We start from the raw sequence: 11,999 nt of genomic DNA, 5'->3' as shown, positions 1-11,999 counted from the left end.
GATTCTAGTTTATCGTTTACAGTTGTCTGCTTAGTCATCTTTACACACGAGTAAGAATAATCCAACTTGCCACAAAATAATATATGATAAGAACTTCAAAAAGTTAGCTTTATATTCCATAATTGATAACTTTATTTCTTGCAAAAACCATGGAACCATGTACAATCTTTTTTCATAACATTAGGAGGAATGAAAAAGCAAAGGATGAAAGAAGGAGAAGAAATGAATGTAATCGTCACTGGGGGCGCAGGATTTATTGGTTCGAATCTAGTTGATAGGCTAATAAATGAAGGTTTTGATACGTATGTTATCGATAATTTATCGACCGGAAAACGACAATTCCTTAATCCAAGGGCTAAGTTTTATCAGTCAGACATTTTAGACGCACAGAAAATGATAGGAGTTTTTGAAGAAGTGAAACCAAAGGCTGTGTTTCACTTGGCTGCTCAAATAGACGTACAAACATCCATACACAATCCGAACCTTGATTCACAAATAAATATTTTAGGCACTATTAACATTATTGAATTATGCAAAAAGTATAATAGTAAACTCATTTATTCATCTTCTGCAGCCGTTTACGGTACACCACTAAATTTGCCGGTTAGTGAACAACATCCGATTCATCCTCTTTCCAACTATGGTATATCCAAGTATACACCAGAACTTTATATCCGTTGTTATGCACACCTTTATAACGTAAAATATACAATTTTAAGATATGCAAATGTCTATGGTCCTCGGCAAATGCCAAAGGGCGAAGGTGGTGTTATCTCCATTTTTATTAATAAAATGATGAATAATGATATCCCTGTTGTATTTGGAGATGGAGAACATACACGAGATTTTATTTATGTGGAGGATGTCGTTGCAGCGAATCTAGCCGCACTAAAAACAGAAAAAAGTGGAACATATAACATTGGCACAAACAAACGAATATCCATCAATGAACTTATTGAAAAATTAAATACAATCTTAAATAAAAAAATTGTCCCTGAATATAAACAGGAACGATTAGGAGACATCAATCACAGTTGTCTTGATAATCAATTAGCAAAAATGGAACTGAACTGGCAACCAAAATATTCAATTATCGAAGGTTTAGCAGAAACATGCCAATTTAGTGAAAAAATTCAATAGCTTGTGTTTTTTAATAAAAACTGAGGCTGACTCGAAAGGTGGCCTATAAACCACTTTTTTAGAGTCATCCTTTAAATCTGATACATATACCCATTTTTTTACACACTTATTTCTTTTGGTGCAAATATAATGGATTAAATACTTAACATCTGTTTTTTTCTGGTGAACGGAGGAAAGTGACTTGAGAAAACGTAAATCCACAATACAATATCCCCCTCCTTTTCTAAACTTTCCAGTGATAAAAAGACAAGAATATTATGTTAGTCGTAAACAGGTAGATACTATTGAATTTTATGCCCTATCGGATGGTTTCAAAAGGGTTTACACAGAAAAAGATGCCTTAATGGGTTACGGAAAACAAAAGATCTTAGATCCAAGAAACGTATCATTTATCAATCTGTTTATAAATGGAATTTTACAACCCAAAACATGTTACCTAATTGAAGAAGGAAAAATTACTTTCCTTACGGATGACATTCCAGCAAAAGGAGCACCTATTATTTTACAAATGCTTAAATTTTAATGAAAAAAATAAGATTAAAAAAAGGACACATTGTTATTAAACAATATCTACTCGTATTGTTTCCAGCCGTTTATAAATTACTTAGTTTTTTTCCTTTTAGAGATTGCACTTTGATATACATTCAATACTTTCTCAACGGCCTCTTCCGGAATCCAATGTTTCATTCCCCATTTCTGGGCATTGGATCCTATAATTTTTCTGTACTTTTCGTTACTGAGTAATAAATTCAAATTTTTACATAAGACCTCTGAATCTCCAGCAGGAGTTACTATACCTGTTACCCCATGCTCCACCATTTCAGGCAATCCACCTGTATCACTAACTATTATAGCTCTTTCGGCAATTTGTGCTTCTATGACAGCCAGAGGCTGGTTTTCGATTAGACTGGGAAGAACAAAAATATCAGAAAGACTTAATAAAAAAGGTACATCATTTCTCTTTCCATGAAAAATAATGTTCTCTTCTAACCCCAAAGTACGGCTTTGAATTTGTAACTCTGCCTGTTTATCACCTTCTCCAACAATCCAGCACACCCAGTCAGTACGAATTTCTTTCAGCTTGGAAAGAGCAGATATTAGGAACTGAACCCCTTTAAGTTCTACAAGTCTTCCAGTATAAATGATTACTTTTTTGTCACTAGGTTTTTGAAAGGAATTTTCCTCTTTCATTTGTTTAATAAAGGACTCTGTATCGTATCCATAGTTAGATAGCTTAAGCTGTTCATCTGGTACATTAAACTCATTTGTTAAAATATTTTTTAACCAATTATTCGCAACAATTGTATACTCTGGGGATGTAGCCCCAATATGTTCAAGATCATCAAAATATGCCCTTGCCAAGTAAGAAGTTGGAGAGTTATGAATAGTAGTTAGTTGCTGCCTAATCTCATGCGCTACACATCCATGAAGTGTAGCTACTAATGCTGTATGTGCGGGGCGGATTCTATTAATACTTGCTGTAGAAATAACATCTTGTGTATGGATTATATCGTATTTTTCTAAACCCAAGTAGCTAACGGCTTTCGTGTAAAAATTTTGTTGAGTTTCAGTATACTGCACCAAGGGATTTATATGGAAACTAATAAAGCTTTCAGCGTTGTCGCTAAGCAGGGAAAACCACTCACTTTTTTCTACCCTTCGTTCTTTATTTACCATGTGTACATAGGAATTATCATGACCGTAACCCAGTAAATCCACTTCATGTCCTAAAGACTCCATTTTTTCTTTCAGCTGAACCATATAGGTCCAAACTCCACCTAGGTGTGGAACAGCCCAGTACGTTGCAAGCAAAACTTTCATTACCACATCTCCCTTAAAAATAACTATCTAATATTGTATTTTGGAAGGATAAATTGGTATAGGGTACTTGTCCTTTTGAACAACAATAATTTATTTATCTCCCTGGATTTTTTGAGAGGAATATTGATTATGGATATCGATGTAAATTAATTAATTTATATGTCTATAGCAAATATAAAATAAATGAATAATCTATAAAGTAATTATCAAAAGGGGCATAGTGTAAGAACTCTAATTATATGTAGGGGGTGGATGATGAAAATCATGACCATTTTAGGGACAAGGCCTGAAATTATACGCTTAAGTCTCATTATAAAAAAATTGGATAAGTATGCTGAAAAGCATATTTTAGTACACACAGGACAAAATTATACATCTTCATTAAGTGATATATTCTTTCAGCAATTAGGGATTAGAGACCCCGATTATATTTTGTCTGATGAACAGATGTCCCTTGGGCAGCAATTATCAACCATGTATAAAAATTTAGAGACAATTTTCATAAAAGAAAAGCCTGATAAAGTATTAGTATTAGGTGATACAAACAGTGGGTTAAGTTCCATCCTAGCTGAAAGAATGGGAATTCCTGTTTTTCATATGGAGGCCGGAAACCGTTGTTTCGATCTTGAAGTACCAGAAGAAAAAAACCGTCGTATTATTGATACAATATCGAGTTTTAATTTCCCATATACTCCTCAAAGCAAAGAGAATTTAATCAATGAAGGAATCCCTAGAAATCGGGTTATTGTATCTGGAAATCCCATTAATGAGGTTTTAGAGCATTTCAAGGACGAAATAGAGCAAAGTAAAATCCTTGAGAAATTAAATTTAAAAGAAGGGAGTTATTTTTTAGTTACCATTCATCGAGCTGAAAATGTGGATCATGAAGATCGTTTACTCGAGATTATTAAAGGAATCAATCTTGTAGCAGAAGCCTATAAAAAAAGAGTGATATGCAGTTTACACCCCCGTACTAAATCTCGCATACAAAGCAGCTCAGCTATAACCGTTCATCCTTTAGTGGAATTCCATGAGCCATTTAGTTTCTTTGACTTTATAAAACTCGAAAAAAGTGCTTTTTGCGTATTAACTGACAGCGGTACTGTTCAAGAGGAATGCTGTTTGTTTCATGTTCCAACGGTTACAATTCGCAAATCTACTGAAAGACCTGAAACGATCGAGTGTGGAAGCAATATCCTCTCGGGTATTGATGCGAATCAAATTGTAGCCTGTGTTTATATTATGGTAAATCTGCCGAAAACATGGTCCTTTCCAGAGGGTTATGCTTATAAAAATGTGGCAGACAAAATTATTAAACTATTACTAGGAGGCATAAAAGTTGTTTAATAACCAAATAGTACTGGTGACAGGCGGTACTGGTTCATGGGGCCATGAATTAGTCAGGCAGCTATTAACACACAATCCGAAAGAAATTCGAATTTTTTCAAGGAATGAATCCAATCAATTCAAAATGAAGCAAGAATTTGACAATAATCCAAAATTGAATTTTATCATTGGCGATATTAAAGATAAGGATGCATTATTTGAGGCATGCCAAAATGTTAAATATGTGTTCCACCTTGCGGCTTTAAAACATGTTCCAGTATGTGAGGATCAGCCCGCTGAAGCAATGAAAACGAATGTTACTGGAACACAAAATGTAATAGATGCAGCTATAGAATGCAAAGTCCAGAAGGTTATTTATATTTCTACTGATAAAGCCTCAGACCCTGCCAATTTCTATGGACTTTCAAAGGCTATGGGAGAGAAGCTTATTATTCATTCAAACTTGCGAAATACCAATACAAGGTTCGTATGTATACGTGGAGGTAATGTATTAGGAACAAATGGTAGTGTGATACATGTGTTTAAAAAGCAAATTAATGAGAAGCAAAAGATTGGTATTACAGATGTAAAAATGACTCGTTTTTTCTTAACAGTTCACGAGGCTATAAGACTTGTATTTAGGGCAACCTTTGACAGCGTTGGCGGGGAAATCTTCGTCATGAAGATGCCTGCATGCAAAATTCTCGATCTTGCCCATGTCCTAATAGATGCTTCAACTAAGGAAAATGTTCAGATTGAAACATTAGGTATACGTCCTGGGGAAAAAATCCATGAACAACTTCTTTCAGAGTATGAAAGTAATATGACTTACATTTATGATGATGAGTATTTTGTTATACTACCTCCCATTCATATTGAAGGTCTAAAGGAGCATTATACTGGATATAAACGTGTTAATTTAGAGAGTTATAACTCCAGCACAGGATTATTAAGTAAAGACGAAATTAAAGAAATGCTACTTAATGGCGGGTTTATTTAAATGAAGATACTCATACTTGGTGGACAAGGTATGGCCGGACATATAATGACTGAATATTTTATGGACAAACCACAATATGAGGTACACTATACTTCAAGGAATGCCGATGATAAAAAAAGTATTTATTTGGATGTCACTGATTTTAAAAGAGTTGAAGAAACCATTGAAAGGTTAAAACCTGATATCATCATCAATTGTGTTGGTATATTAAATGATCATGCAGCCAATAACCCTCTTCTTGCCTTCCAGGTAAATAGTTTGCTTCCTCATCAATTAGCAAAATTTATTGAGCGCCAACATGGGAAATTAATTCATATTAGTACAGACTGTGTGTTTTCGGGATTAAAAGGAGAATATACAGAGGATGATTTTCCGGATGGTACTTCAGTCTATGCCCAATCTAAACAATTGGGTGAAGTTATCAGTGATAAACACTTGACAATACGCACTTCAATAATTGGTCCAGAAATGAAAGAGGATGGAATTGGATTGTTTTTATGGTTCATGAAACAAACGGGAAAAATTAAAGGGTATAAAAACGTTTTATGGAATGGTGTAACAACTCTTGAACTAGCTAAGGCAACAGAAGAATTAATCACGCACCAGATTACAGGTTTATATCAGTTGGGTTCAGAACAAAAAATTTCAAAGTATTCATTATTAAAATTGATTCAGGATGTTTTTGGTAAAAATGATGTTGAAATCATCCCTGATCATGCAACCGTGCTTGATCGGACGATTAAAAACACTAGAACTGATTTTAAATATGTAATTCCAGATTATAAACAGATGTTAATAGCATTAAAGAATTGGATGGAAACCAAAAATAAATGATTTCCGTCCGTCATAAAAAACCGGTTTAGCAGGGTGATTTACATCATCCATACTAAACCGGTTCAATTGTTTTTAAAGGATTAACTACATCATTTATTGTTTTCTATACCCAGTCCTAAAAAAGGACTTGAGAAACTTATTTATTTCACTTTTTAAGAACGATGCCTAAACTGGTTAACATTTCGGCAAAATGTCTGCTATATAATTCTGGACTAAATTCTTGTTTTACATGTGTAAGTGCTGTCGCACGTATATATTCCCGCAAGTATTGATTTGTCATAAGTTCATTAGCCTCTCGAACTGCTTCTTCAATATTCCCAATGGTGTAATACTTGCCAGTTTGGTTATGAATAATGGAGCTTCTGACTCCATCAGAATCTGTGGTTAATATCGGACATCTGCAGCTCATTGCTTCGAGAATTGCGTACGGGGCACCTTCTACTTTAGAGGTCGAACAAAGAAAGCCGCCTGAATCGCCAATAATCGAAAAGTAGTCAGCCATTTTTTTATGGGGGATATTTGAATGGATTGTAAGATTGTTTCCAAGATTCAGCCCTTGAATTAATTGGTGAAAATCCTCTCTTTCTTTTGCTGTTGATAACGAAGGATCTTCAAACATATATAATTTTAGATTTGAATAATTTTGGTTAATAAGTTTATGGCCGATGTGGAGAAATTCTCTCCAATTCTTATTATCCTCAATTCTCCCAGTCCAAGCTATGATGGGTTGATTGCTGACAGGATGGGATTGGTAGCTAAACTGACTTGTATCAAAACAGTTATTAAAGGCGAACTTTGGAAAGGATGGATAAAACTCATTAAATATTTCCACGATATGAGGGGTTTTTGGGTTTAATACTCCATTACCATAACCAGTAACAAAAGGTATTGCATTCTGAAGCTCCGACCTCGCAACATGTTTCGGGCCATATCCTTGAATTTCTAAAATTATTTTACCAGTGTACCCTAGGTCCCTAAATCTTTTTATCGCCCGATAATCTGAAATAATAATAATTGCTGTATAGTTTCCTTCATCTATTATTTTTTTTATTTCGTTGTCGTCATCTGTAATAAAGGTTGGTGCATCATGATCATTTACCAATTCTCTCTGTTTCCGATAATACAAGAAGTGGCAAGTGATGTTCAATTTCTTGAGTGCGGAACATCTCTGACGATTCAATGTTTCTACTCCACCACTTGGCACATAAAAAACAAAAAGTATATTCATATTTTTTCCTCCTGATCTTCGAACATATGGTATGTATATGTTTCATTTGAGACAAGGGTTTAAGACACCCACACATTAATAAAATATATTTTTATCCTTTTCAAACAAATGTCCATGCATTTTTAGCTTCTGCTCATAACATGTTAGAGTATTAAAACTTTTTGAAAGGGGGTGATTTTATCACTAGATTGATAGACGCTAGAACGTCACAAGCATTTTAACTTTGGTTATGTTTACTTAGTTTTGAGTTTATTACATGTATTTAGGAGGGGGAGAAATGGAACCTAAAGTCTCGATTATTATCCCTTTTTATAACTGCTCTTACGTAGATCAGGCCATACAAAGTGCGCTGAATCAAACGTACCCGAATATAGAAATTATTGTTGTTGATGATGGTTCGACGAAATACACGGAAAAGCTTCAACCATTCCAAGGGGATTTTTATTATCTGAAAAAGGAAAATGGAGGTACGGCTACAGCATTAAATCTTGGTATAAGTGTTGCTTCGGGGAAATATATTGCATGGTTGAGTTCAGATGATTATTTTCTGCCAGAAAAGATTTCCCATCAAGTCGCATTCATGGAAAAACACAATGCAAAGGCAAGCTTTACAAATTATGATTACGTTGACAAAAATAATAACATTCTAATCTCGTGGACATGCCCGCGCTTTTCAAATGTAAGAGAGGTCTATGAGGCCTTCCTCAGATTGAACCCTGTAAATGGCTGTAGTGTGGTGATGGAGAAAGAGATATTTGATCACATTGGATATTTCAATCCCGACATGCGTTATACACATGATTATGATATGTGGTTTCGGATGTTTTTAAATGGTTATCCAATCCACTATTTAGATGAAGTTCTCCTTAAATTCAGGTCACACGAAGAGGCAGGAACAAAAAAATATCAACCACAAATCCAAAAAGAAATTGCTTTTCTTAACAACAAATATCGTCCCCTCCTCAAGGAGTACATCCGTGATTTTTTATAAGATAAAGCTCGTTCACTTGCGGACACAAGTGACCTTCTAAAAAATTAAGCAATACGTAAAATATACGAATATAAAAGGTGAGATTGTTGGAAAAATTCTATATTGTCGGAGCGAAGCAAAAAAACCAAATCCTTAAAGACTGGGAACAATACAAAATGGGATTAATCTTGAAAGTATGTCCAGAACAAGATATAGCTGAAAAATGTGTTGAATATATATCTCCCTCAGGAGTTTGCAGCGAAGAAAACCCCTCTATCTTATTTTCAGCTGGTACAGATCATAATAATTTATTATATGTGGGCACGCAAACAGAAATTTTAGTATACTATCTTCCTGATTTCAAACTAGTCAACTACCTCTCGCTCCCATGTTTTAATGATGTTCATCATGTCCGTCCGACTGCAGAAGGGAATTTATTGGTTGTCATTACCGGCTTAGATACGGTTCTTGAAGTATCTTTTACAGGAGAAATTTTAAACGAGTGGAATGTATTAGGCGGAAATACCTGGGAGCGATTCTCCCGTAACATTGATTATCGTAAAGTCGCATCTACAAAGCCTCATCAATCACACCCAAATTATGTATTTAAAATCAATGATGATATTTGGGCCACCCGCTGTTTACAAAAGGATGCCATATGCTTAACTAACTCCAATAAGCGCATCGATATTGGACGAGCGCTGGTACATGATGGCGTTGTCTTCGAAGACTCCCTTTACTTTACCCAGGTTGATGGACATGTCGTCAAAGTTGACCTTCATAATCATGAAGCCAAACAAACGTATAATTTAAACAATATGACAAACACAAATAATCCACTCGGCTGGTGCAGAGGAATTAAAGTGTTGAATTCTGATAAAGTGGTTGTCGGTTTTACAAGAATACGGCCGGTAAGAAAAACTGCATCTGACGGGAAAGTATTTTGGGAAGGTGAGTACGGAGTTCTTCCGACCAGAATTGCTTGCTATGATTTAAAAAATGAAAAATTACTATGGGAACAGCAACTTGAGGATTATGATATGAACGCTATTTACTCCATTCACAGCGCCAATGAATGACCAATAATAAAATATACAAAGTTATTTAATGAAAGGGTGGCTTAAATGACAGAACAGCAGCAACCTGCGAATTTATCCGTAAAGGATTTTGATCTTTGGAAACATTTAAAGGATAGTTCGGCATTGGAGCTTACTATTCCTGATCCACAACTAGCAGAAACGATCAAAAAGTTTTATCCCCCAAATGAGGGTTTAATAAAATGAAAGTCTTATTGATTTCTTACTATCCACTTCCTGCACTTGGCGGGATTTGGAGGTTTGTATCGCAATTAAAAAATCGGCTTGAACAATTAGGACATACCGTAGATGTACTCAGTCACAACCCTGAAGCTACCAAGTATCGCATCATTGGACGTCAGCCAGAAGTTGAAATCTCCCAGCTTTCTCCTTATATTAAGGAAAAATTAACAGAGGCCTTCCCCACATTACACTCCAACTATTGGATTTACCATACTGAGTTATATCGTTACAGCCTGGAATTATCATCATTGTATTACGGCCTTCACCAATACGATATTATCCATGCACAGGATGTCATAGCGGCACTTGCCATGAGCAGGGTAAAACCAAAGCATATTCCTTTAGTTACCAGTGCACACGGCAACCTCTCAGGGGCAATATTCTACCATTTAAAAACGGGGAACCGCTATTTAACCGAAAATCAAATTAAAGACAGGTTTGAGTATGAGTATCATAAAGCTTTAGAATATTCGGGTTACCATTGTAGTGATTATATCCATACTCAATCAAACTGGATGCGTGAAAAAATTATAAATGAATTTTCCGTTTCAGCTGACAAGCTGTTTACTTTTCCATACGGAATGGATATTGAAGGCTATTTTAAACGTTCAGAAGTCGAAACGTCCATTAGCCGTCCACCTAATAAAAAGGTAATCCTTTTTACAGGCCGCCTGGTTTACCTTAAAGGACTACAGCATCTTATTGAGTCACTTTCTATTTTAAAACTTCACAGAAGTGATTGGGAGTGCTGGATTCTTGGTGAAGGATTGTTACAGAATGAGTTACAAGCACAATGTATTAACATGGGCCTTGAGGGCGATGTCAAGTTTTTAGGAGTATCGGATAATGTCCCGCATTTTCTTAGACAAGCAGATATTTTTGTTCTTCCCGGTCTGCAGGATACTCAGCCGCATTCTGTCATGGAAGCACAACTTAGTGGAGTTCCGGTAATCGTCAGCGATGCAGCAGGACTGCCTGAAATGGTTATAAACGGGGAAAATGGATTAGTGGCAGCGGCAGGAAACAGCCATCAATTATACTTGCACTTAAATTATCTTCTCGACAATCCCGACATCAGGACACAGTTTGCAAACTCCGCGAAGGAATGGGCAAAGGACAGATGGTCAATCGATAAAATGGTGAACAATTTCGTTGCTTTGTATAAGCACGCGATTTCATCGAATGACCATAAATAAACTATGATTGGAGGGCTATACATGAGCCAAATTGCTCCACATGGGGGAACATTGGTACAGTTATTCAATCCAACTTTTGATTATGATTCTATTAATCAAGAAATTGAAATGGATAATATGGCTTTAAGTGATCTGGAACTAATCGGAAATGGAGCCTATAGTCCACTAAAGGGTTTTTTAAATGAAAAAGATTATAACTCAGTTGTAAACTGTATGCGCCTGGCTGATGGAACTGTTTGGAGCATCCCAATTACCCTGCCTATAAGCAATGAGAAAGCAGAGCAGCTAATGGTAGGTGAATGGGTAAAATTGGTGAAAGATCAGACTGTATATGGCGTGTTAAAACTGGAACAATTATATATTCCTGACAAGAAGAAAGAGGCTCAGCAAGTTTATAAGACGAGCGACCTGGCTCATCCAGGTGTTAAAAAATTATTTGCACGACCTACTGTTTATGCGGCTGGTCAAATCCGGCTTGTGAGGAAAACTGAAAAGGGAAAATTCGCTTCTTATCATCTAGATCCCGCAGAAACAAGAAATAAGTTCAAGGAACATGGATGGAATACCATAGTTGGATTTCAAACAAGAAATCCCGTTCACAGAGCACATGAATACATTCAAAAATCAGCGCTCGAAACGGTCGATGGACTTTTTTTAAATCCTCTTGTTGGTGAAACGAAGGCAGATGACATTCCTGCCGATATTCGAATGGAAAGTTATGAAGTTTTATTAGAAAAATATTACCCTCAAAACAGGGTATTCCTGTCAGTGTTTCCAGCAGCAATGCGATACGCTGGTCCTCGTGAAGCGATTTTCCATGCCTTAGTACGCAAGAATTTCGGTTGTACCCATTTTATTGTTGGCCGTGACCATGCAGGGGTGGGAAGATATTACGGAACATATGAAGCCCAAAAAATTTTTAGTAACTTTGAAAATGAAGAGCTCGGTATCACCCCTCTCTTCTTCGAGCATAGCTTTTACTGCAAAAAATGTGAAGGTATGGCTTCTACCAAGACATGTCCACATCCCTCAGAAGATCACGACATACTGTCAGGGACTGCGGTAAGAGAGTTGTTAAGAAATGGTGAATTTCCACCAAGCACATTTAGCCGAAGAGAGGTTATCGAGGTATTGATAAGAGGTTTACAAAAAGGGATTTGACACT

Annotated in this window: 12 protein-coding genes; 10 read left to right on the top strand and 2 right to left on the bottom strand. The window is 36.0% G+C overall.

Features of this window, described 5'->3' with window-relative positions:
- Nucleotides 1–189 precede the first annotated feature (189 nt).
- Together J7E66_RS02410 and J7E66_RS02405 are read left to right on the top strand one after the other, a co-directional pair.
- Nucleotides 190–1,140, top strand: a complete 951-nt coding sequence (locus J7E66_RS02410; protein ID WP_251032716.1) for an NAD-dependent epimerase/dehydratase family protein — start codon at nt 190–192, stop codon at nt 1,138–1,140.
- A 181-nt stretch (nt 1,141–1,321) separates the two neighbouring features.
- The gene (locus J7E66_RS02405; RefSeq protein WP_214997859.1) at nt 1,322–1,663 is read left to right on the top strand and encodes a DUF4183 domain-containing protein; all 342 of its coding nucleotides are present in this window, start codon (nt 1,322–1,324) and stop codon (nt 1,661–1,663) included.
- Between the two features lie 77 nt (nt 1,664–1,740).
- On the opposite strand, the gene J7E66_RS02400 is transcribed toward J7E66_RS02405, so the two are convergent.
- Complete coding sequence (locus tag J7E66_RS02400; protein WP_214997858.1) at nt 1,741–2,961, bottom strand: glycosyltransferase family 4 protein; 1,221 nt, start codon at nt 2,959–2,961, stop codon at nt 1,741–1,743.
- A gap of 255 nt (nt 2,962–3,216) precedes the next feature.
- On the opposite strand from J7E66_RS02400, the gene wecB reads away from it, so the two are divergent.
- Genes wecB through J7E66_RS02385 form a run of 3 tightly spaced genes read left to right on the top strand, consistent with a single transcriptional unit; the run spans nt 3,217 to nt 6,121 of the window.
- Nucleotides 3,217–4,308, top strand: coding sequence for a non-hydrolyzing UDP-N-acetylglucosamine 2-epimerase (gene wecB, locus J7E66_RS02395; protein WP_214997857.1), 1,092 nt, complete (start codon nt 3,217–3,219; stop codon nt 4,306–4,308).
- Nucleotides 4,301–5,287 carry a polysaccharide biosynthesis protein gene (locus J7E66_RS02390; RefSeq protein WP_214997856.1) on the top strand — a complete coding sequence of 329 codons (987 nt, stop codon included), beginning with the start codon at nt 4,301–4,303 and terminating at the stop codon, nt 5,285–5,287. The genes wecB and J7E66_RS02390 overlap by 8 nt, the downstream gene beginning before the upstream one ends.
- Nucleotides 5,288–6,121: a dTDP-4-dehydrorhamnose reductase family protein gene (locus tag J7E66_RS02385; protein WP_214997855.1), complete on the top strand. Its 834-nt coding sequence runs from the start codon at nt 5,288–5,290 to the stop codon at nt 6,119–6,121.
- A gap of 145 nt (nt 6,122–6,266) precedes the next feature.
- On the opposite strand, the gene J7E66_RS02380 is transcribed toward J7E66_RS02385, so the two are convergent.
- A complete protein-coding gene (locus J7E66_RS02380) occupies nt 6,267–7,349 on the bottom strand; it encodes a glycosyltransferase family 4 protein (RefSeq protein WP_214997854.1) in 1,083 nt (360 codons plus the stop codon).
- A gap of 277 nt (nt 7,350–7,626) precedes the next feature.
- On the opposite strand from J7E66_RS02380, the gene J7E66_RS02375 reads away from it, so the two are divergent.
- The 5 genes from J7E66_RS02375 (at nt 7,627) to sat (ending at nt 11,995) form a co-directional block, all read left to right on the top strand.
- Nucleotides 7,627–8,340 (top strand): glycosyltransferase, encoded by a 714-nt coding sequence (locus tag J7E66_RS02375; protein ID WP_214997853.1) that lies wholly within the window; start codon nt 7,627–7,629, stop codon nt 8,338–8,340.
- An 86-nt stretch (nt 8,341–8,426) separates the two neighbouring features.
- On the top strand, nt 8,427–9,398 hold the full coding sequence (locus J7E66_RS02370) for a hypothetical protein (protein WP_214997852.1): 972 nt from the start codon (nt 8,427–8,429) through the stop codon (nt 9,396–9,398).
- 45 nt (nt 9,399–9,443) lie between these two features.
- Entirely contained in the window at nt 9,444–9,602 is a 159-nt protein-coding gene (locus J7E66_RS02365) for a hypothetical protein (RefSeq protein ID WP_214997851.1), read from the top strand.
- Nucleotides 9,599–10,834 carry a glycosyltransferase family 4 protein gene (locus tag J7E66_RS02360; protein WP_214997850.1) on the top strand — a complete coding sequence of 412 codons (1,236 nt, stop codon included), beginning with the start codon at nt 9,599–9,601 and terminating at the stop codon, nt 10,832–10,834. The genes J7E66_RS02365 and J7E66_RS02360 overlap by 4 nt, the downstream gene beginning before the upstream one ends.
- 21 nt (nt 10,835–10,855) lie before the next feature.
- Nucleotides 10,856–11,995, top strand: a complete 1,140-nt coding sequence (sat, locus tag J7E66_RS02355; RefSeq protein WP_214997849.1) for a sulfate adenylyltransferase — start codon at nt 10,856–10,858, stop codon at nt 11,993–11,995.
- The last annotated feature ends 4 nt before the right edge of the window (nt 11,996–11,999 follow it).

The organism is Bacillus sp. ISL-7 (genome assembly GCF_018613065.1).
This window is presented reverse-complemented; position numbering and strand designations above follow the sequence as displayed.